The sequence below is a fragment of the Bacillus sp. S/N-304-OC-R1 genome (assembly GCF_019749375.1).
Lineage (GTDB): Bacteria > Bacillota > Bacilli > Bacillales > Cytobacillaceae > Cytobacillus.
In genome coordinates this window covers 52,903-73,266 of sequence record NZ_JACWFE010000013.1, presented here as the reverse complement: position 1 = coordinate 73,266, position 20,364 = coordinate 52,903, and the positions used below count along the sequence as shown (strand labels likewise).

The window sequence follows — 20,364 nt, the reverse complement described above, 5'->3', positions numbered from 1 at the left end:
CTCATTATTCCCCCTTAGTTTTTTTAGGCATAACTGCAACTCTATGGCTTGGAACATCTAAGGCTCTTGTTACTGCTTCAATGATCCATTTTTTCACCTGTATATTGTCAGCTCCTTTTGCAACGACTAGAACCCCTCTGATTTTAGGTTTCTTTGTCTCTAGTACAATTGGAACCTCTCTTTCTCCTTCTCTTAAAATGACGAGCTGTTCCTCATTAGAAATATCCTCGACATTCCTTTTTCCGCCTTCTCGGTCGGTTTCATCAGTAATTTGCTTTTTACTCGTTTTGTTCTTTTCAAGCACTTTCTCTTCAGTAGCATCCACATTTACAACGACTGTTACATCTTCAACACCAATAATGGTGTCAAGCGCTTCCTTTAACTGAGCTTCATACGCTCTTTCATACGCTGAAATCGTGTCATTGCCTGCCTTCTGTTTCTGGCCAAAAGCGGGAACATCTTCATCCCCGTTCCCCTCTTGCTGATTTTTCATTACAGCCAAGTTAGCATTAGATGGCTTATCTTGAAAGAAGATATTGCTTATTAGCATAATGGCTGCACCGAAGAGGAGGACAAGAAGCAAATACTGATATTTCCCAGGCTTTTTATCAGTCTGATCATCTTTGTTAAAAAGCCATTTCTTCAATTGACTCAATGGTCCTTTTTCTTTTTCCATCCTTTTTTACTTCCCTCCTTCTACCCGTACTACAATTTTTTCTTCATTTACATTCCATTTTTCTGCTAACAGAGAAACAATTTTTTCAGTTTCATTAGTTGATCTGTTAGAAGGAAGAGATTCCTGTGTATTAATTTCAATTTTTTTAACTACCTCAACAACTTCTGGTTTTGCTCCTTTTGGTCTAAGCTGCACCTCAACCTTTTTTAGGTTGTCTGGAAAAGTGTTAGGATCATTTGCATCCACCTGAAGATCAACATGCATAAACTCCAATTGATACTGTTCCATCAGCTCCTCTTCTGCTTGTTTTTCTAATTGGACAGCCATCTCATCTAAAATATATGCATCTTGCCAGGCTTGTATTTCTCTTTTCTTCATTTCTATGGAATTTTCTAGATTTTTTTCTCCTGTGCCTTTAAGAACAGGAATAGAAGCAAGAACTTCCTCAAAATCATGTGAAATCAGCTTAAATACTGGTGTTAAAATGACTGCGATGAGTAAAAGCCCTGTCACCATTTTCGTGTATTTTTGCAAATTAGAATTAGGCAGCAGCATATCAATTACTGTCGCTAAGAGGATGAACAAAATAATATTGGTAATCCATTCTTTAATAAATTCCATTGAGCAAACCTCCTACCTGACCATCATTGTCAAGTTTCCAGCTGCAATAATAACTGTAATGCTTAGAAAGAACATAAGAGATACAACAGCGAGTGCAGCAAAAACATAGATGACACTTTTGCTAATGACGTCAAGGCAGGAGATGATTGGCCCACCGCCTACAGGCTGTAAAATAGCAGCCGCAAATTTATAAATAAACGCAATCATTAAAATTTTGATTGCGGGAAATGCAGCGATCAGAATTAAAATGGCTACACCGGCAATACCTACAGTATTTTTTAATAAGACAGATGCACTGACCACCGTATCTGTTGCGTCAGTGAACATTCGGCCAATGACAGGGATAAAATTCCCTGTAATAAATTTAGCGGTGCGAATGGCTACACCATCTGCCACTGCTGCAGATGCACCTTGAACAGATATGACCCCTAAGAATACGGTTAAAAACATTCCTAGCAGAGCTATGCTCCAATTTTTCAGTAAATTTGCTAGCTGAGTTACTTTGTAATGCTCCGACATGATACTGACAATACTGAGCAATGCCGATAGAAACAGCAGCGGGAGCACAACATATTGAATTAATAATCCGCTAATATTCATTAGAAATAATATGACAGGGTGAAAAAATGCAGCTGAAACAATACCTCCTGATGATGCGATTAAAGCAAGCAATAATGGGATTAGCGCCAGGATAAAGGAGATCATTGTGTCAATTGCTTCCTGTGTATAGCTAATGGCTATATGGAAACTGTTAAGTGCCAAAATAATCAACACCATAAATACAATCGCATATGCGGCTTTGCTAACTGTATTTTTTTCAAAGGAATTTTGCAGAGATTGCAAAAACATGCTAAATATCGTTAACAGGATTAAAGAGCCTAGCAGTTTGCCATTTGCAATAAATTCATGAAACATAAATTTAAGAAACCCTGAGGACCATTCCTTAAAGGAAAACTTCTTTTCACCTTTAAGGAATTCATACAAACTGCCTTTTTGGCTTTCGGGCAAGAACCCGCCATACTCAGTAGTAATCTTTTCCCAAAAGCTTTTCAATTCATCAATATTTAGAGAATCAATCTGGGAATTCACGATTGTCTGCGGACCTATCATTTCATTAAATTCTTTAGTTTGCGGTGAGGCTTGTACATTAGGAATTAGTAAAAAAAAGAATAGTAGATTTAGTAATATGATTTTCTGCAGCCGTTGCTTCATCTATTACACCTCATTTTGAAAAAATGCCCGCGTCTTTTGGATCCTTGACACTAAAGGAGGATTGTTTAATTAGGTGGTGTGTTTGCTATTGTCAAAATCCGGCTTGATATTCAATTCTTTATCCTGGGATCATTTGAATAATTGTTTCGATCATAACTGTCAGTATCGGGATAGCCATGGCAAGGATTAGAATTTTCCCTCCGAGCTCAATTTTTGATGCAATTGCACCTTGTCCTGCATCTTTTGTTATTTGAGCAGCAAATTCAGCTATATAGGCGATTCCAATAATTTTTAATATCGTTTCAATATAAATCATATTCACTTTTGCATTGACTGCGATTCTTTCAATCATATGGATGATCGCGTAGATTTGATCAACTAAAAAAAGAAAGATGGTACAGCCGACAAAAACAACGAGTAAAAAGGCAAAGTTAGGCTTCTGCTCTTTGACAATTAAAGCTAGGAAGGTTGCTACAAGCGCAACACTGACTATTCGAATAATTTCAATGGCAAAGACCTCCTTTTAGCTCTGAAATAGAAATACAGATTTAATTTTTTGAAATAAATCATCAACAATGGAAGCAACCATGAAAAGTATATATATAAACCCAAACAGTGTTACCCACTGGGCATATTCCTTTTTCCCTACCTGATCAAGAATTGTATGCAGGAATGCAACAACAATTCCGACACCTGCAATTTTGAAAATAATATCAACCTCTAGGCCCATCCTATTCCCTCCTATGAATATCAAGCAGCATGCCTTCGCCTTTTTCTCATATAAAACGTTTCGTAATTACATTAATAAAATGACTAATAATAAACCCGATAAAAACCCTAGACTTTTCACCATTTTTTCGTATTTGGCTTGTTTATCGTAGGCATCATTCTCTTCTCGTTCTAAATGTGATAATGTCAGCATGATTTGCTTTTGCTGTGAACTTCGGTCATGGCGGCCCAGTGTCTCTCCAAATTGCTTCATGATTTCATACTCACCTTGTTTTAGAGCGGTCATTTTCCAAATTTGCTTTAGGCTTTGTTCCCATGCTTCCTTTACCGTTGTTTCCGAATTTGTTAGCTTTTTAGCAAATACATCAAAGAAAACAGATAATGGCTTTGGTACTTGGGCTGATAGTCTTCTTGCCGCTTCGTGAAGAGGAGTATGTCCATACATAATTTCTGCTTCTAATGACTGGAGAGCTGATTTCAACTGTCTAAGCTGGCGTGGCCTTTCAGTCAGATGCCTTGAAGCCTCAAAGCCTCCCCATGTTGTAGCGATAATAATGAACACAGCACCAATTAGTTTAATCATTTATGTCACCCTCACTTCATAGAGGATATCTCTTCCATTCTTATCTTTTATGCTTGCAACTGTTCCAGGACCATTTTTTCTTGTAAGCTCAATAAATCGCTGGAAAATACCCATTTCAATAATTGGCTTGAGAGTAGGTCTGTTACGAATTTCATCCAATGAATTCCCATGGGTAGTCATCATGAGCTTAATGCCCGCATTCACTGCCTCCATTATGGCCTCTCCATCTTCTTTTCTGCCTATTTCGTCCACTATTAATACATCAGGACTCATCGAACGAATCATCATCATCATGCCTTCAACCTTCGGACAGGCATCAAGCACGTCTATTCTCGGCCCAAATGTCATTTGCGGAATACCACTGACACTTCCTGCAATTTCAGAACGTTCATCAATTATTCCGACTTTGAAGGCTGGAAACCGATCAAACGTGTCTCCGCCTGATATGATTCTCGCAATATCACGAAGAAGAGTCGTTTTACCTGTTTGTGGCGGACCAATAATCATTGTATGAAGCCAAGATCCTTCAGCTTGTAAATTCATAATCAATTTATCTGCAATTCCTATCTGTTCTCTGGCAATACGAATATTAAAAGAAGAAATATCTCTAATCGCTTTCACTCTTCCACCATCTAGAATGACTTTTCCAGCTAATCCGACTCGGTGCCCGCCTTCAATCGTGACATACCCTCTTCGTAATTCTTCCTCAAGAGTATATATAGAAAAATGACTAATCTTGTTTAATAAATGCAGAGCATCTTCCTGTGTCACAACATAGTGCAAAAACTGTGGATTGCCCTTGAACGTTAATTCAAGTGGTCTATTGATACGTACACGTATTTCTTCTAATTCATTCAATTGAGGAGGTGGAATATGCATCATTTTTTCTGAGATATTTTTCGGTAAAAAAGGCAGAATTGTTTTCAATGACTAGTTCCTCCTATATTTATTCCTTCAGGTCCTTCTCTCTTTCTCGATGGACTAGCATGTTTCTACTTAAAATGTATGCCTGCATTGAGACAATATGACTTTGATTTATTCATTTGTTCTTTATTTATTTGAGTATTTAATCTGAAGTTTACAAAAAATAGTAGAAGAATGTAAAAGGAGGAAACAAAATGAGGAAAACATTTGTTTGTTTAGTAACTGCTTTTTTAATGATAGGAATAAGTTTACACTCTATTACGTATTCAAAAGAAAATGAACATCTCGTAGATAAAAAGCTATCATCCTCTCCTCAAAATGTCATTTTGATGATAGGTGATGGAATGGGAGCTGGCCAAATAGAAATCGCTAGACTATTGGAGTATGGAAAGGAAGGCAGACTGTTTCTCGAATCTTTGCCATTTGTTTCACTCGTTCATACCTCTTCAGCTGATCATACAGTTACAGATTCCGCTGCAGGAGGGACTGCATTAGCAATTGGGAAAAAGACAAATAATGGCATGGTCGGAGTAACACCAGATGGAAAGGAAGCCACTAGCATTCTTGATACTTTTAAGAAGAACGGTAAAAAAACTGGTGTGATTTCAACTAATACAGTCACAGACGCCACACCTGCAGCGTTTACTGCTAGCGTCAATAACCGTTGGTCAGGTCAGGATGAAATTGCTAGACAGCAGCTTAAAAATGGAGTAGACGTTCTTCTCGGAGGAGGAGCCGACGTATTTAAGCCTAAACACCAAAATGGCAAAAATCTAATAAAAGAGGCGATGAACGATGGCTATACGTTTGTTTCTACTAGAGATGAATTATTAAATGCTAACGGGAATAAACTTCTTGGCTTATTTCATTCCTCCTATATGAGCTTTAAGCTAGATCGCAAACTTATCAATAGTCAGGAACCAAGTTTAAAAGAAATGACAAAAAAAGCGATAGAATTTTTATCGAAAGGAAATAACGGATTTTTTCTTATGTGTGAAGGTGCACGTATTGACCACGCCTCACATGCTGCAGATTTAACAAGTGTTTGGAAGGAAGTAATTGAATTTGACCATGCTGTACAATATGCGGTTGATTGGGCAAAAAAAGATCAAAACACATTAGTCCTTGTTGCTGCTGATCACGAGACAATGGGCATCTCTGCCACTGAACCTCTAGATATTAAGGGTTTAAAGCAAGTAAAAGCATCACCAGAATATATGGTGATGCAATTTATTAAGAAGACAAACTCAATGGAGTATGATCCAGAAAGTATTAAAAACGTAGTCAAGGAATATGCAAATATTGAATTAACAGCTGATGAAATTCAGCAATACAACGAAAGTATAATGGATGAAAGTGGGTTAGTTTATCCTCAATATGCAGCTGCTTGGGAATTGGGAAGCGTGCTCGCAAAGCACTTTAACGCAGGTATAGTTCAACGAAAAGTTAGATCCATCAGTACAACAGGTGGTCATACTTCTAATCCAATCATTCTTTTTGCATATGGGAAAGGAGGAGATGTTTTTCATGGCGTCCTTGAAAATACAGACGTCCCCAAGAAGATTGCACAACTCATGAACTACGATTTTTAAGTATACTTTGAATGGACTATTATAATTAACAAGAGCCGGCATTAAGAATGTTACTTCACCTTCTACCGTATATATTTACAAAGCTTAAATATATGGAGGAGAGGGAGAAGAATGTATGTTCAGCAGCCTGCTTATAGAAATACCGCTCTTAAGAATAAACGGAATATCATTAGAGTATCGGGGTTAGGTAAGGTCGTAATCCAGCCTGATACAGCAGAGATTACTTTAGGAGCATCTACAGAAGATGCTGTATTAGAAGCAGCGCAAAAGAAAAATACACAAATTATTGAAGGAATCATCCTAAACCTAAGAGAAATCGGCATTCCAAACGAGCAAATACAAACCAAAAATTATTCTATTTTTCCTCATTATGATTATATAGAGGGGAAGCAAATTTTTAGAGGGTATAAGGTTGAGCATCTTCTGCTCATTTCAGTTAACCCGATTGAAAAAGCAGGATTGGCAGTAGACACAGCTGTAAAAAATGGTGCCAATATCGTCTCAAGTTTAGTATTTTCTGCAGAGCATGCAGCTCATTATGAAAAACAGGCGTTATCATTAGCAGTTATTGATGCGTACAAAAAAGCGGATGTTATCGCAAAAACATTAAGAGTTCAATTATTTCAAACACCTATCATGATAAATGAAATAGTTAGGAATCATGGTGACCCCATCCCTATGCAAAACTCCCTATTTTTAAAATCAGCATCAATCACACCGATTCAGTCTGGTACTATGGAAATCATTGGTCAAGTTGAGGCTGAATTTGAATATTTTACACAATAAAAAAGCAATAACCATCTGGTTATTGCTTAAGTTTTGCTTATGTATAGCCGCCTTTGCCGCCGATTAATATGGAGTTTCATACCTGCTCCTCCAGGTGGGTGTTCGCAATGATCTTCGCAATCGTCCTCTGTATGTAAGGCATGATGGTCCGATTATGGTGTTGAACTCCCTTAAAATAAATAAAGGTTGAAACTTCATATTCAAGCGTACAACGCAGCTTCTGTATACTTATAATACCCAAAAACATTCGTTATCACAAGAGGTATTTTTTTACAAACAGGGATTGCATAAATGCAATCCCTGTTCAATGCCAATTTACTATGCGCGTGAAACGTAAGAACCTTCATCTGTATTGATGATTAGCTTATCACCTTGGTTAATGAAGAATGGTACTTGAACAACAAGACCTGTTTCAAGTTTTGCCGGTTTAGAACCGCCGGAAGCTGTGTCCCCTTTAATTCCTGGCTCTGTTTCAATTACTTCTAATTCAACAGTATTTGGAAGTTCAACACCAAGTGTTTCTGTATTATACATTAAAATATGAACTTCCATATTTTCCTTAAGGAACTTCAGTTCATACTCGATTTGTGCGGCAGGTAATTCAATTTGGTCATATGATTCATTATCCATAAATACATGCTGATCACCATTTGCATAAAGGTATTGCATTTTTCTGTTATCAATTTGTGCTTTTGCGACTTTTTCACCAGCACGGAAAGTTTTTTCTTGAACATTTCCATTTCGTAAATTACGTAATTTTGAACGTACGAATGCAGCACCTTTTCCCGGCTTAACGTGTTGGAAATCCATTACACGCCAAATTCCGCCATCTACTTCAATTGTTAAACCCGTACGAAAATCGTTTACAGAAATCATTAATAATCCTCCTAGAGTGTCACGACTAAAACTAATTAAAAGAAATTAGTTTCAGAACAATGAATTATAGAATAATCAGTTCCTTTGTTGAATGCGTAAGCGATTCATTATGTTCTTTTGTAATAATCGTGTCGTCCTCAATTCGAACTCCGCCAAGTCCAGGTATGTAAATGCCAGGCTCAACTGTTACGACCATTCCAGGTTCCAGAACAACATCAGATTTCACTGAAAGGGATGGTCCTTCATGAACTTCTAGACCGATTCCATGTCCAGTTGAATGTCCGAAATATTCTCCATAACCCTTTTCCGTAATATAATCACGGGTCAGAGCATCTGCTTCTTTCCCTGTCATACCTGGTTTGATTCCTTCCATACCACGTAATTGCGCTTGAAGGACAATATCATAAATATCCTTAAGCTTGCTGTCAGGTTCCCCAACTGCCAAAGTTCGAGTTATATCTGAAACATACCCATTATAGTAAGCACCGTAATCAAGTGTAACGAAATCGCCTTTTTCAATCACTTTACTACTTGCTCTGCCATGTGGAAGTGCAGAACGATAGCCGGAAGCGACGATAATATCAAAAGAAGATGATTCAGCGCCAGCTTTTCTCATAAAGAACTCTAATTCATTCGATACATCAAGCTCTGTGATGCCTGGGCGAATGAAATCAATAATATGTTTAAATGCAGCATCAGCAATCTCAGCCGCTACCTTTAATATCTTAATCTCTGCATCAGTCTTTATCAAGCGTAACTTTTCAATTTCATTCGATACAGGGATTAATTCTGCTTGTACAGCTTTTTCATAAGCTTTAAAATCGGAAAAAGTTAGATGATCCTGTTCAAAGCCTAACTTCTTTATTCCAAGGTTCTTTACTTGCTCTGCCACTTCATCTGGGATAGAGCCTGTGTGTTTGACAATGTCATACCCAATACATTCTGACTGAGCTTGTTCAATATAACGGAAATCAGTTATAAATTGAGCATGTTCCCCACTAACTAACACAACACCTGCTGAACCTGTAAAGTTCGTCATATAGCGACGGTTATATTCACTAGTAACTAGCATTCCATCAATGCCTATTCGTTCGAAGCTTGAGCGAAGTTTTTGCAGCTTTTCCATTTTTCTTCTCCCCCTTAATTTCGTACAGCGAAAAATTAATTACCAAGAACATTCTAACATAAATGATTTTATTTTAACTACCATGAAAATCCAAAGGGAAAAGCATATCTATGATTTAAAATCCCTCCTATGAACTTGCCTCTTTTTCCCGTTTCTTCTTATAATTTATTTCACTCTCTTCGTACGATATCGAATAGCCTACAAATACACCATATAATACATAGAAACATATAGATGTAATAATGGTATTTCTGTCAAGTTCATGGACGGGACTTATTCCAGGAAAAATTGGATTAAGAACAAAGAATACTAAAAGGAAAAGGACAATGCCATAGAATATGCCAACCCATATACTTGGGAACCTACGCAGCAAGGCATAGTATATGAGTGCAGATACGATTGAGATGACCCCTATAAATAAGATGGAGATAACCGTACCTAGCCAGCTATCCTTCCAATCTCCTACTGTCCATGGTTCCATTATTACTTTAGGGTGTATTTCTGTTAAATTCACAACATAAGCTAAATAAGCAAGGCCGCTCCAGAAAATCCCTCCAATCAATCCGGTTAAAATAACCATTGTCATAAAAGACATTGGCTGATTATTTTGATGTTGTTCAGCGTTCTTTTCTTCTGCCATAATATCCACCTCCATTCATATTATGTCCCTATGCATTTATTCACTTGCATTATAAAAAGAATTAAGACTACTTTCCATTAGAACAAGCAAAAAATAAATTAATTATTGGCATTTGTAAGTCATTCCTAGAGGTTTTTTTGGATTTTTAGTAGAATAAAGATAGGTACATACAGCTTTTAAATGAAGCCCCTTTGAACAAGTTGTTTTCAAGCATAACTACATGCTTAAGAAATATTGCGATGATTTAAAGCACCCTTGTTTATTTAGCTGTTACATTCCGAGTTCAAATTAGGTTGGTGCAAATACACATGTCAAAAGTTCAGAAGCCTGTATACGGCGGCCAAGCGGTTGTAGAGGGAGTCATGTTTGGTGGAAAACATCATTATGTGACTGCAATCAGACGTAAGGATAACTCTATAGAATATTTCGAGCTGCCACGTAAATCAAAACCTTCCCTGCAGATGTTAAAAAAGATCCCACTTCTCCGCGGAATTGTTGCTATTTTTGAAGCAAGCGCAAATGGCTCAAAGCATTTAAATTTCTCAACAGAAAGATTCGATTTAGATCCGAGCGAAGACGATAAGTTAAATGAACAGGAAGGCTCTAAATTATCGATGTGGCTTGGAGTAGCTGCAATAGGCGTCATATCATTTCTTTTTGGCAAGTTTATTTTTACACTTGTCCCTGTTTTCTTAGCAGCATTAACAAAACCGATTTTCCCAGGACATTTCGCACAGATTTTAGTTGAGGGCTTTTTTAAATTAATGCTATTGCTTGTTTATATTTATTTCGTTTCTTTAACACCTATTATCAAAAGGGTATTCCAATACCATGGTGCTGAGCATAAAGTAATTAACGCTTTTGAAAACGGAAAAGAATTAACAATCGAAAATGTGCAAGCCCAATCAAGACTTCATTACCGCTGCGGAAGCAGTTTCATATTATTTACCGTCATTATCGGAGTGTTCGTTTATTTACTTGTCCCAACAGAACCTCTTTACGTGCGCGTTTTAAACCGACTCGCATTAATTCCTGTTGTACTTGGCATTTCTTTTGAAGTACTGCAATTAACGAATAAAGTTAGGAATGTTCCAGTATTGAAGTATTTAGGTTTGCCAGGTCTATGGCTGCAGCTCCTAACTACAAAGGAACCAAAAGACGATCAAGTGGAGGTTGCCATTCTCTCATTTGAAAGATTATTAGCAAAAGAAAATGAAACGGAAGAAAAACTGAAAACTGAAGAAATTTTGTAATTTTCATTTCCATAAGTTTAAAAGAATGGAAAAATGCTCATCATGCTCATAGGGAGGTGGCTTTCTTGAAAAATCGGATTTCACTATTGATTATTTCTGGTCTTGTTCTTCTAGCTGTTTTGGGAGTGTCCACCAGTATGATATCAAATCCCGCCGGTTTTTTGCGGAGAATAGCTGTCATTTTATTAGTTGGTGCTGTAGTGTATTACATTTTTCAACGTTTTTATAGAGCTAGCCCTAGAAAACAAGAGCAACGAGCATTTAATCGCGCAGCAAAGAAATCAAAAAGGCGATTTTCACATGCTGACACAGGAAAGGGCAGCAATCGCAAGTCAAATCCTGCTACTTTAACTTCGATTAAAAGACCTAGAAGAAAATCGACCACACATTTAACTGTAATCGAAGGAAAAAAAGGAAAAAAGAAAGATCGGGCTTCTCTCTAAATAAGCTCGATCTTTTTCTATTGTTAATAACACCATTTCGAGAAAAATTGCTTTGTACATTCCTTCCCCAAGTCAATGAGTTCCTGCTTCTTCTCAGGGGTTAATTGAAATTCTGTCGTTAAAATTCCTTCAGTTGGAATAAAAATAATATCACCCGCATGCTTCCTTGAAATATAACGCGAGTCATGAGCCTCTTTCATCGTATCAAACAATGCTTCAAACATTTGAATAGCATTACGGATTTTATGCTGAGGATGATTAGGCTTACTGTGGCTTAGTTGAACACCTAAAACAGGTCGAACTTTTATTATGTTTTCTTTATCGAAAAGCCACATTGGAAAATTACTTAAAACACCGCCATCGACAATAATATTAGCTGTCCGTTTTGTATAAAGCTTAACGGGTTCAAAAAAATAAGGGAGACTGCAGCTCATACGGATTGCTTTCGCTACCGGAAATGAATATGGGTCAATTCCATATTTAATTAAATCATCAGGAAGTACGATCAGCTGACCATTCGTTAAGTCAGAGGCAATCACTCTCAATGTCTGGGGTGGTAAGTCCGAAAATCTCATTACTCCTCTCGCCGCAAGCTTTTCGGCTAGCCATTTCTCTAATTCATCACCTTTATACAATCCGAGGCGCCAATAAATTAATATCCATTTCATAACAGGGAAAGGAATAAGGGTTTTTCGTGCATCAAGAAATTTTTCCAGTTCTAATTCATCCAACAGCTGGTGAATTTCTTTACTTGAATAGTTTGCTGCAATTAGGGCTGCGACAATAGATCCGGCACTAGTACCTGCTACTCTTTTAAAACGAAAACCTCTTCTTTCAATTTCTTCATAGGCTCCAACGAGTGCAAAACCCTTTATACCTCCCCCTGAAAAAACGCCATCAATATCCATGGAAGCCACCCCTGTCGATGTATTAATACATCTTTAATCATAGAACTATGAAATTAGTACAGGGGACAAATAGATAATAATAAAAAAAAGATGGGACGTAAGAATCCCATCTTTAATCTAAAATTATTTATTGATTATAATCCGCATTTAAGCTGTGCATTACAATTTGTACATGTATTGCAGCCACCGATTTCTTCGACGCTACCTTTACGGCAAACAGGACATGTATTCCCTACTTCTGATCCAATTACGTTAGTGGAACGAAGGTCATTAATCGTATCGACTAGGACAACATGCTGCTTTGATTTTTCCTTTTTACCAATGACTGTATCTTCAAAGCTATTCTCTTCAGCTTTCAGCGTTAGAACCTGTGAATCCCGGGACCCATCAACATATACAGTTCCGCCTTTCGCACCGCCGCGGTACAAGCGCTCATATACTTTTTCTACCTGTTCAACACTGTAGCCCTTTGGTGCATTCACCGTTTTACTAATAGAGCTGTCGATCCAGCGCTGAATAATACACTGAACATCAGCATGTGCTTCTGGTGATAAATCCATTGCTGCCACAAACCAATCTGGCAAGTTATTAGGATCAGCATCAGGATTTCTATCTAAATATTCTTGAACAATATCTGCTTTTACTTCAATGAATTTTCCAAGGCGCCCGCTTCTGAAGTAAGAGAATGAGAAATATGGTTCAAGGCCAGTCGATACTCCAACCATTGTCCCAGTTGATCCTGTAGGAGCAACGGTTAATAAATGTGAATTACGAATACCATTTTCAAGAATTCCTTGACGGATATCCTCAGGCATTTTCTGCATGAATCCTGTTTTAGTAAATGCTTCTCGTAATCTGTTTGTTTCCTCTTTTGTTTCAGCAGTTAAGAACGGGAAGCTCCCCTTTTCTTTTGCAAGGTCTACTGAAGCACGGTATGCAGTTGTTGCAATCGTTTCAAATACTTTATCTACTAATTCATTTCCTTTATCAGAGCCGTATTCTGTTTCACAGTAGATTAATAAGTCATGAAGACCCATTACTCCAAGACCAACACGACGCTCGCCAAGGGCTTGCTTTTTATTTTCTTCCAGGAAGTATGGAGTTGCATTGATAACATTATCCTGCATTCTTACTCCAACTTCGACCGTTTTCTTTAATTTTTCAAAATTGACGGTTTTGTTTTCTTTATCCGCCATTTCAGCTAAGTTGACAGCAGCTAAATTACAAACGCTGAATGGAGCAAGAGGCTGTTCGCCACAAGGATTAGTTGCTACAACCTTCTGTCCGTATGCTTTTGCGTTTGTCATGTCATTAGCATTATCAATGAAGAAAATGCCTGGCTCTGCTGAATAAGTCGCACAAATGTTAATTAAGTTCCAAAGCTCTTTCGCCTTAATCTTGCGGTAAACTCTTACCTTATGGCCAAGCTTCTCCCATTCACGAACATCTCCAACTTTATGCCATTCTTCATTGTAAATGTCCATTTGCTCTTTATCATAGCCTTCAACATCCGGGAAGCGAAGTTCATACTCAGAATCATTTTCTACTGCATCCATGAAATCTTTTGTTAAGCATACAGAAATGTTAGCACCAGTAAGGAATTCAGAATTATGAACGGAATAAGTACCGCCAATTTCAAGCTTTTCTTCAGCATCTTGGATGATCTTTTCATTGAATCCTCCAAAGCCTGGAAGGTTTTTATAATTAATAATTCCTTGGTACATGGCCATTTCTTGTTCAGTAAAAGGAGTAAATTTTAATTTTTCTTTTGCATATTTCTTAATCATTTCATCGTTCGTTGTTTCAAGAAGGAAACGAAGAATTCTTGGGTTTTGCATTTTAGAAATTATAAATTCAATAATGTCAGGATGCCAGTCGGCCAGCATGATCATCTGCGCGCCCCGTCTGGAACCACCTTGCTCGACAAGATGTGTAAGTTTCGCAATATCATCAAGCCAAGAAACCGATCCTGATGATTTTCCATTTACGCCTTTTGCTAAAGTGTTTCGTGGTCTTAAAGTTGAACCATTTGTTCCAACTCCGCCTCCACGGCTCATGATTTCCATTACTTGCTTGCGGTGCTCTGAAATTCCTTCACGTGAATCTGCAACATACGGCATAACGTAGCAGTTGAAGTAAGTAACATCAGTATCTGCTCCTGCTCCATAGAGAACACGTCCAGCTGGGATAAAGTTTAAGCTAGCCAATTCTTGATAAAACTTATCGAACCATTCTTGTCTTTTTTCTTCTGTTTCTTCCACAGAAGCTAGACCAGTTGCATTACGCTTGGCAATTTGCTCATAAAAAAGTTCTAGTGGTTTTTCTATCACATCGAGAGATCTCTTGATGATGCCCGTTTTCGCTTCTTCTGGGTCATCAAGCACCCCTCTATAATCTTCTTCCACTAGAACAGATGCTGCCTTGTTTTCCCAATCTATTTCTTGAATATAACCAAGCCCTCGTGCAGGGAATTTTGGATCTTCTTTGATGGTGAGTACGACAAAGTCTCCGTTAGTTAATGTAATCTTTTCCGTATCCTTAAATGTATACCTATCAAGCATAACTAATCGGGAGACCCCTTTGTGGGTCATTTTCATATCTGGGGTGATAGGATGAACTTGTGGAAATAATCGGATATCCTGGTTTAATCGCTCAATATTTAAAGTCATTTTTTGTCCTATTGCTACAGACATTATTACAACTCCTTCAGATCAAAATATTCAATTTTTCACATTTAATAGTTTAAATTATCCTATTAAATATCTTAATATAAACGTTACCATACCCCTGCATTAAAAATCAATATATAGTGATTAAAGTTTTTCGACACTACTACATATTGTGTTCGGTTCACGTTTTTACTTATTTGTCAAAATCAAAAAAAACTATAAAAGAGAGTATATATTAGATAATCATAGAATAGTTACAGATTTGGACAATTTTCAATATAATTTGCGACTTGCACTATTGTCAATTAATCATGCTTCAAACAAACAATCAATTTTTTCCTATAAAATAAAGAAATAGAGGAGACAGTGTCATAATGTGACTCTGTCTCCTCTATTAAATCCAACCCTTTTTTTCTGCAAGACTGATGGCTTCAATGCGATTTTTCACTTGAAGTTTACTTATAATTTCCGACATATAATTCCTTACAGTTCCAGCTGATAAGTAAAGAGCTGCTGAAATCTCCTTCGCTGTTTTTCCATCAGCAACCATTCTAAGCACTTCACGTTCCCGATCTGTTAACGGATTTTCTTCCTTCATGCTTCCAAAAATAAGCTCCGGCGCAAATTCACGTTTGCCTCTCATCACATTTCTTATTGCTTCTGCCAATTCATCACTTGACCCATCCTTAAGCAAATATCCGTGTACATCAACCTTTACAGCACGTTCAAAATACCCTGGTCTTGCAAACGTTGTTAAAATAATAATTTTGCATTCAGAACCAAGAACCTTCAATTCCTCTGCTACATCTAGCCCGCTTTTGATAGGCATTTCTATATCCATTAGGCAAACATCTGGTTTTAAAGCCAAAATCGTCCTTAGAGCTTCTTCCCCGTTTCTGACCTGATCTACTACTATTAAATCGTCCTCTAAATCTAGCAGAGAGCCAAGAGCCCCGCGAAGCATCCCCTGATCCTCCGCAATGACAATTCTAATCATGAAACAATCCCTGCCTCTCTCTCTTTTACAATAATCGGAATAGTAATCCTTAGCTTTGTTCCATTTTCAGAAGCAATATTTAAGGTTCCATCTAATAGTGCAAGTCTTTCTGACATCCCATTTAATCCATTGCCTGCCCTATTACTAATCGATACCCCTCTGCCATCATCATGAATACTAACCTGAATTTCTCCAGCTCTTTCAACAATATGAATTAGGCATTTTTTTGCCCCGCTATGTTTTACAACATTTGTCACCGCTTCTCGCAGGCACATGCTAAGAATATTTTGAGTTAATACTGGAATTTCCTCAAGTTGTGTCTCAACATTGAGAAAGTAAGTTATCCCCGCAGCCTCTAGAATGGATTCCGACTCAATTAGCTCTTCAGAAACTGTAATCGCTCGCATATCCGAAACAAGCTCTCTAACCTGTGACAAGGCAGCACGGGACGTTCTTTCAATTTCTTTGGCCTCGTTCTTTGCTCTAGAGGAATCTTTATCTATTAGCTTGCCAACTAGCTGACTTTTTAACGTAATTAAAGATAATGTATGCCCCAATGTATCATGTAGATCACGAGCTATCCGCATTCTCTCCTCCCGCTTCACTAGCTCCTTAATTCTTTCGTTCGCCTCATCTAGCTGCTTTTCAAGTTCCATTTTATTAACCATCGATCTAATACCGAATGGGGACATGAACATAATCACAATAAAAGGTACAAAATAAAAGATGTTATTTGGTATAAGTTCATTAATTCGGACCAAGATTGGTATTATGATCGTAGTGCCAAATAAAATCAGGGCGATCATGAACTTTTTCTTCTCCCTATACCAGCCAATAAAATTAGCTGGGAAAAAGCCTAGAAAAATATTATTGATATTAAAAAAGATTGAAAGAATTAACATGATGCCAATTTGAACGACAAGCCATACTGTATATTGTATATTGTCCCGTTCTATATATTGATAAAGCTGTCGGTATGTGACTAGAAATATTACTAACAGGACATAACCGGTAACCTTTTTCCATCCTGGTTCAAAATATATATAGTATGCTGGCATGGAAAGATACATTAAAAACATATATGGAAAAAATCCAAACTTGGCTGGGAAAATTTCAATTTTCTTCTTTGGCACTATGTTACACCGCCGCTTCCTGCTTTCTCCTAATATATCCTGATAATAGCATAAAAACGAGAAGGTACCCTAATAAAATTAGTACGTTTATCCACTCCGGACTATTGCCACGAATAATTTGCCAAGCACCATTTCCAAAGTTATAGGACGGAAGCCATTTTCCAAAGTTTTGTACAAACTCAGGCATGATTTCCATTGGCATCCACATGCCCCCTGATATAGCGAGAATCATATAGACTACATTGCTGATCCCAGACGCAGTATCTACTCTTTTCATCGTCCCAACCAAAGTACCTAATGCGAGGAAAGGAAAAGAACCTGCCAATATCCAAACACCACTCATCATCCATTCAAAAGGAGATAAGGTAACATGATTAATGAGGGCCCCTGTAATAAAGATTATTGTAATCGAAAATATATGAATAACCGTTTGACCAATCATTTTTGATGCAAAATAAGCAGTTCCCGATAATGGGGTAATACGCATAAACATAGACCAGCCCTTTGTCCGTTCCTCAACTAGTCTGATTCCAAGTGTCATGATCGCTGAACCCATTACACTAAAAGCAGTCATGGACATTAAATAATGAGCCTGCCATTCTTGTTTATTTTCAATCCCTGTATTAAAGATTTTCGTAAAAATAATATAAAATAGTATGGGCATTAAAAGTGACCAAAAAACAAAATACGGGTTACGCAAAATTCTGATCATTTCAGCTTTACATTGCATACTAAATGCCTTCATATCTATATAGCCTCCTGATTTTCGGTTAATTGTGAAAATGCTTCATCAAGCCGTCCTTGGTTGATTTCAACCCTTGACATTTGTATCTTCTGTTCAAACAGTTTCGCTAACACGAGGTCTGTATTTTCAGCCTCTATAATAATCCGGCTTCCTTCTTCGTATACATGAGAAACAGTAGGTAATTGTTTCAACGTATGAAGGGATATCCTTTCTGATGGTGTAAAAGATATCGACTGTTTTGTCAATTTTGCCTTAATATCAGTTGGTGTACCGTCTTCAATAATTGACCCATTATGAAATAGGATTATTCTCTCTGCTGCATCATCTGCTTCTTGTAAGTAATGAGTTGTAAAAATGATTGTTTTCCCCCTCTCCTTAAGGACATCCACTGTTTCCCAAAATCGTTTTCTAGACGTAATATCTAATCCTACTGTTGGTTCATCAAAAAATAACAAATCCGGATTTCCCGCCATCGCGAGTGCAAAACCAAGACGCCTTTTTTGTCCACCAGAAAGTTTATCTCCTCTTTTTTTCAATTCATCTGACTTCAAGCCCGTTAATGCGACAAGCTCCTCAAAGTCAAGTGGATCTGGATAATAACTTCTGAATAATTGAATGATCTCCTTTACTGTGAGCCCATCAATGACACTTACCTCTTGAAGCATAGCACCAATCTTCTCGCGAACTTTTTTGTCCTTTGGATGCATATCAAAAATATGAATACTCCCCTCTGAAGGAGCAAGAAGTCCGAGCATCATCATAATGGTTGTCGTTTTTCCAGCTCCGTTCGGCCCAAGGATCGCTACTATTTCACCCTTTTCAATGGTAAAAGAAACATCATTTACTGCCTTTTTATTTTTAAATGTTTTTGTTACATGATTAAGCACTACAATCGATTCCATTTTTTGCACCTCCATCATTTCTTTCTTCATTTTATTATTGGAACCAAATTAGGGTTAGTGGATTATGTCATTTCTTTCGGATGACAAATGTCATAAAAAAAAGCGGTGCCAATTGGCCCGCTTTTTACCTTTTGAAATTCCATTCATCTTGTTCATAACGCTCTTTTGCTATTTTATTTACATACGCCAATTCGTCAGCAGAAAGCTCATATGGAACCAGTTCAATATTAAGCCCTTCTGCAAACCCTTTCTGAAAAGCTTCCTTTGCCTGCTCAAGCGTAATTCTTTCTTTGCTAATTTCATTTATTGCAACAGCCTTATTTTTAAATGCCTTTTGCATTCTTTCCTTAACCCGATCATTTGGGTATTTAAATAGGCTAAACAATTTATCCTCTTCAATATCCAGTAAAATTGATCCGTGCTGAAGAATGACACCTTTTTGCCGTGTCTGAGCACTCCCAGCAACCTTTCTGCCCTCTACTACAAGCTCATACCAGCTTGGCGCATCAAAACATACAGCAGAACGGGGATTTTTGAGAGATTCCTTTTCTTCATCTGTTCTAGGAACCGCGAAGTAAGCATCCATGCCTAAATGATGAAAGCCTTTCAATATCCCTTCTGAAATAACTCGATAAGCCTCTGTCACTGTTTTAGGCATTTCCGGATGTTCTTCAGACACAATAACACTATACGTCAATTCATGCTCATGAAGGACCCCACGTCCGCCTGTTGGCCGGCGGACAAATCCTAGGCCATGAGACTTAACGGCTTCCATATCAATCTCTCTATCAACCTTTTGAAAATAACCAATTGAAAGGGTTGCTGGATTCCACCCATAAAATCTGATCGTCGGAGGAATTTTTCCTTCGCTATGCCAATCCAGGAGTGCTTCATCCAGTGCCATATTGAAAGAAGGAGAACCGGCACCACTATCAATAAAACGCCAAGTTTCTTTAGCCATCGTACAAACCTCATTTACTTATTTATATATGCGATTTTTAGTCTATCAAAAAATAGCAAAAAATCAAAGCTGCATGAATTTTGCAGGGAATTTGTCTGATTTCCTTTACTCGCCTTATAGAACGCTTATATAATAGAATAGGCGCAAGTTTTAGTGCGAAAGGAGAAAGACATTTTGCAAACTATTTATTTCCTTCTAATCATGTTAGCTGGGTTTCTTTCATATTCCCTAATAATGTGGTTTTATCAAAAAAGGATTGTCAAAACACTGACAGAAGAGCAATTCCGTGAAGGATACAGAAAAGCTCAACTTATTGATGTCCGTGAGCCTAATGAGTTTGAGAACGGACATATTCTAGGTGCACGGAACATTCCGCTATCGCAGCTAAAAATGCGATTAAAGGAACTTCGCCCGGACAAGCCTGTCTATTTGTATTGCCAGAGCGGCATGAGAAGCGGAAGAGCAGCCCAGTTTCTTAATCGAAGAGGGTATAAAGACCTATCCCATCTCCAAGGCGGATTTAAAAAATGGTCCGGTAAAGTTAAAACAAAATAATTAGTTTAAAAGACCTCTGCGTTTTAACGCAGA

Annotated in this window: 22 protein-coding genes and 1 other RNA gene; 5 read left to right on the top strand and 18 right to left on the bottom strand. The window is 37.6% G+C overall.

Annotation, left to right across the window (positions count from 1 at the left end):
• Positions 1 to 4 precede the first annotated feature (4 nt).
• The 7 genes from spoIIIAG to spoIIIAA all read right to left on the bottom strand — a co-directional run bounded on the left by spoIIIAG (position 5) and on the right by spoIIIAA (position 4,748).
• Positions 5 to 676 (bottom strand): stage III sporulation protein AG, encoded by a 672-nt coding sequence (gene spoIIIAG / locus H0173_RS10945; RefSeq protein ID WP_221846562.1) that lies wholly within the window; start codon positions 674 to 676, stop codon positions 5 to 7.
• A gap of 6 nt (positions 677 to 682) precedes the next feature.
• On the bottom strand, positions 683 to 1,297 hold the full coding sequence (gene spoIIIAF / locus H0173_RS10940; protein WP_221846561.1) for a stage III sporulation protein AF: 615 nt from the start codon (positions 1,295 to 1,297) through the stop codon (positions 683 to 685).
• 12 nt (positions 1,298 to 1,309) lie between these two features.
• Positions 1,310 to 2,509, bottom strand: coding sequence for a stage III sporulation protein AE (gene spoIIIAE / locus H0173_RS10935; protein ID WP_221846560.1), 1,200 nt, complete (start codon positions 2,507 to 2,509; stop codon positions 1,310 to 1,312).
• Between the two features lie 118 nt (positions 2,510 to 2,627).
• A complete protein-coding gene (spoIIIAD, locus tag H0173_RS10930; protein WP_221846853.1) occupies positions 2,628 to 3,017 on the bottom strand; it encodes a stage III sporulation protein AD in 390 nt (129 codons plus the stop codon).
• Positions 3,018 to 3,032: 15 nt separating this feature from the next.
• Complete coding sequence (gene spoIIIAC, locus H0173_RS10925; protein ID WP_221846559.1) at positions 3,033 to 3,239, bottom strand: stage III sporulation protein AC; 207 nt, start codon at positions 3,237 to 3,239, stop codon at positions 3,033 to 3,035.
• A 66-nt stretch (positions 3,240 to 3,305) separates the two neighbouring features.
• Entirely contained in the window at positions 3,306 to 3,821 is a 516-nt protein-coding gene (gene spoIIIAB, locus H0173_RS10920) for a stage III sporulation protein SpoIIIAB (protein WP_221846558.1), read from the bottom strand.
• Positions 3,822 to 4,748: a stage III sporulation protein AA gene (gene spoIIIAA / locus H0173_RS10915; RefSeq protein ID WP_221846557.1), complete on the bottom strand. Its 927-nt coding sequence runs from the start codon at positions 4,746 to 4,748 to the stop codon at positions 3,822 to 3,824.
• Positions 4,749 to 4,939: 191 nt separating this feature from the next.
• Between spoIIIAA and H0173_RS10910 the strand changes: the two genes are divergently transcribed.
• Positions 4,940 to 6,337, top strand: a complete 1,398-nt coding sequence (locus tag H0173_RS10910; RefSeq protein WP_260631139.1) for an alkaline phosphatase — start codon at positions 4,940 to 4,942, stop codon at positions 6,335 to 6,337.
• Between the two features lie 111 nt (positions 6,338 to 6,448).
• Positions 6,449 to 7,123, top strand: a complete 675-nt coding sequence (locus H0173_RS10905; RefSeq protein ID WP_221846556.1) for an SIMPL domain-containing protein — start codon at positions 6,449 to 6,451, stop codon at positions 7,121 to 7,123.
• A gap of 40 nt (positions 7,124 to 7,163) precedes the next feature.
• On the opposite strand, the gene ssrS is transcribed toward H0173_RS10905, so the two are convergent.
• From ssrS to H0173_RS10885, 4 genes are all read right to left on the bottom strand, one after another.
• A non-coding RNA gene (ssrS, locus tag H0173_RS10900) (6S RNA) lies at positions 7,164 to 7,346 on the bottom strand.
• A gap of 95 nt (positions 7,347 to 7,441) precedes the next feature.
• The gene (gene efp / locus H0173_RS10895; protein WP_221846555.1) at positions 7,442 to 7,999 is read right to left on the bottom strand and encodes an elongation factor P; all 558 of its coding nucleotides are present in this window, start codon (positions 7,997 to 7,999) and stop codon (positions 7,442 to 7,444) included.
• A gap of 64 nt (positions 8,000 to 8,063) precedes the next feature.
• Positions 8,064 to 9,125 carry a M24 family metallopeptidase gene (locus tag H0173_RS10890; RefSeq protein WP_221846554.1) on the bottom strand — a complete coding sequence of 354 codons (1,062 nt, stop codon included), beginning with the start codon at positions 9,123 to 9,125 and terminating at the stop codon, positions 8,064 to 8,066.
• 127 nt (positions 9,126 to 9,252) lie between these two features.
• Complete coding sequence (locus tag H0173_RS10885) at positions 9,253 to 9,765, bottom strand: YqhR family membrane protein (protein WP_221846553.1); 513 nt, start codon at positions 9,763 to 9,765, stop codon at positions 9,253 to 9,255.
• Between the two features lie 308 nt (positions 9,766 to 10,073).
• On the opposite strand from H0173_RS10885, the gene H0173_RS10880 reads away from it, so the two are divergent.
• Together H0173_RS10880 and H0173_RS10875 are read left to right on the top strand one after the other, a co-directional pair.
• A complete protein-coding gene (locus H0173_RS10880) occupies positions 10,074 to 11,018 on the top strand; it encodes a DUF1385 domain-containing protein (protein ID WP_221846552.1) in 945 nt (314 codons plus the stop codon).
• A gap of 56 nt (positions 11,019 to 11,074) precedes the next feature.
• Positions 11,075 to 11,461 (top strand): SA1362 family protein, encoded by a 387-nt coding sequence (locus H0173_RS10875; protein ID WP_313770629.1) that lies wholly within the window; start codon positions 11,075 to 11,077, stop codon positions 11,459 to 11,461.
• 23 nt (positions 11,462 to 11,484) lie between these two features.
• On the opposite strand, the gene H0173_RS10870 is transcribed toward H0173_RS10875, so the two are convergent.
• The 7 genes from H0173_RS10870 to H0173_RS10840 all read right to left on the bottom strand — a co-directional run bounded on the left by H0173_RS10870 (position 11,485) and on the right by H0173_RS10840 (position 19,776).
• Positions 11,485 to 12,369 carry a patatin-like phospholipase family protein gene (locus H0173_RS10870; protein ID WP_221846550.1) on the bottom strand — a complete coding sequence of 295 codons (885 nt, stop codon included), beginning with the start codon at positions 12,367 to 12,369 and terminating at the stop codon, positions 11,485 to 11,487.
• A 134-nt stretch (positions 12,370 to 12,503) separates the two neighbouring features.
• Positions 12,504 to 15,062, bottom strand: coding sequence for a vitamin B12-dependent ribonucleotide reductase (locus H0173_RS10865; RefSeq protein ID WP_221846549.1), 2,559 nt, complete (start codon positions 15,060 to 15,062; stop codon positions 12,504 to 12,506).
• 370 nt (positions 15,063 to 15,432) lie between these two features.
• Positions 15,433 to 16,035: a response regulator transcription factor gene (locus tag H0173_RS10860; protein ID WP_221846548.1), complete on the bottom strand. Its 603-nt coding sequence runs from the start codon at positions 16,033 to 16,035 to the stop codon at positions 15,433 to 15,435.
• Positions 16,032 to 17,168, bottom strand: a complete 1,137-nt coding sequence (locus tag H0173_RS10855) for a sensor histidine kinase (protein ID WP_313770628.1) — start codon at positions 17,166 to 17,168, stop codon at positions 16,032 to 16,034. Before H0173_RS10855 ends, H0173_RS10860 begins: the two co-directional genes overlap by 4 nt.
• Positions 17,169 to 17,172: 4 nt before the next feature.
• On the bottom strand, positions 17,173 to 17,913 hold the full coding sequence (locus H0173_RS10850; protein ID WP_221846547.1) for an ABC transporter permease: 741 nt from the start codon (positions 17,911 to 17,913) through the stop codon (positions 17,173 to 17,175).
• Between the two features lie 2 nt (positions 17,914 to 17,915).
• On the bottom strand, positions 17,916 to 18,815 hold the full coding sequence (locus H0173_RS10845) for an ABC transporter ATP-binding protein (RefSeq protein WP_221846546.1): 900 nt from the start codon (positions 18,813 to 18,815) through the stop codon (positions 17,916 to 17,918).
• A 124-nt stretch (positions 18,816 to 18,939) separates the two neighbouring features.
• A complete protein-coding gene (locus H0173_RS10840) occupies positions 18,940 to 19,776 on the bottom strand; it encodes a lipoate--protein ligase family protein (protein ID WP_221846545.1) in 837 nt (278 codons plus the stop codon).
• 174 nt (positions 19,777 to 19,950) lie between these two features.
• Between H0173_RS10840 and H0173_RS10835 the strand changes: the two genes are divergently transcribed.
• Entirely contained in the window at positions 19,951 to 20,331 is a 381-nt protein-coding gene (locus tag H0173_RS10835; protein ID WP_221846544.1) for a rhodanese-like domain-containing protein, read from the top strand.
• The last annotated feature ends 33 nt before the right edge of the window (positions 20,332 to 20,364 follow it).

Bases quoted from the DNA above. Each gene is read 5' to 3' on its own strand.
- spoIIIAG (WP_221846562.1), bottom strand. From the start codon at position 676: ATGGAAAAAGAAAAAGGACCATTGAGTCAATTGAAGAAATGGCTTTTT.
- spoIIIAF (WP_221846561.1), bottom strand. From the start codon at position 1,297: ATGGAATTTATTAAAGAATGGATTACCAATATTATTTTGTTCATCCTC.
- spoIIIAE (WP_221846560.1), bottom strand. From the start codon at position 2,509: ATGAAGCAACGGCTGCAGAAAATCATATTACTAAATCTACTATTCTTT.
- spoIIIAC (WP_221846559.1), bottom strand. From the start codon at position 3,239: ATGGGCCTAGAGGTTGATATTATTTTCAAAATTGCAGGTGTCGGAATT.
- spoIIIAB (WP_221846558.1), bottom strand. From the start codon at position 3,821: ATGATTAAACTAATTGGTGCTGTGTTCATTATTATCGCTACAACATGG.
- H0173_RS10910 (WP_260631139.1), top strand. From the start codon at position 4,940: ATGAGGAAAACATTTGTTTGTTTAGTAACTGCTTTTTTAATGATAGGA.
- H0173_RS10905 (WP_221846556.1), top strand. From the start codon at position 6,449: ATGTATGTTCAGCAGCCTGCTTATAGAAATACCGCTCTTAAGAATAAA.
- efp (WP_221846555.1), bottom strand. From the start codon at position 7,999: ATGATTTCTGTAAACGATTTTCGTACGGGTTTAACAATTGAAGTAGAT.
- H0173_RS10890 (WP_221846554.1), bottom strand. From the start codon at position 9,125: ATGGAAAAGCTGCAAAAACTTCGCTCAAGCTTCGAACGAATAGGCATT.
- H0173_RS10885 (WP_221846553.1), bottom strand. From the start codon at position 9,765: ATGGCAGAAGAAAAGAACGCTGAACAACATCAAAATAATCAGCCAATG.
- H0173_RS10880 (WP_221846552.1), top strand. From the start codon at position 10,074: ATGTCAAAAGTTCAGAAGCCTGTATACGGCGGCCAAGCGGTTGTAGAG.
- H0173_RS10870 (WP_221846550.1), bottom strand. From the start codon at position 12,369: ATGGATATTGATGGCGTTTTTTCAGGGGGAGGTATAAAGGGTTTTGCA.
- H0173_RS10865 (WP_221846549.1), bottom strand. From the start codon at position 15,062: ATGTCTGTAGCAATAGGACAAAAAATGACTTTAAATATTGAGCGATTA.
- H0173_RS10860 (WP_221846548.1), bottom strand. From the start codon at position 16,035: ATGATTAGAATTGTCATTGCGGAGGATCAGGGGATGCTTCGCGGGGCT.
- H0173_RS10850 (WP_221846547.1), bottom strand. From the start codon at position 17,913: ATGAAGGCATTTAGTATGCAATGTAAAGCTGAAATGATCAGAATTTTG.
- H0173_RS10845 (WP_221846546.1), bottom strand. From the start codon at position 18,815: ATGGAATCGATTGTAGTGCTTAATCATGTAACAAAAACATTTAAAAAT.
- H0173_RS10840 (WP_221846545.1), bottom strand. From the start codon at position 19,776: ATGGCTAAAGAAACTTGGCGTTTTATTGATAGTGGTGCCGGTTCTCCT.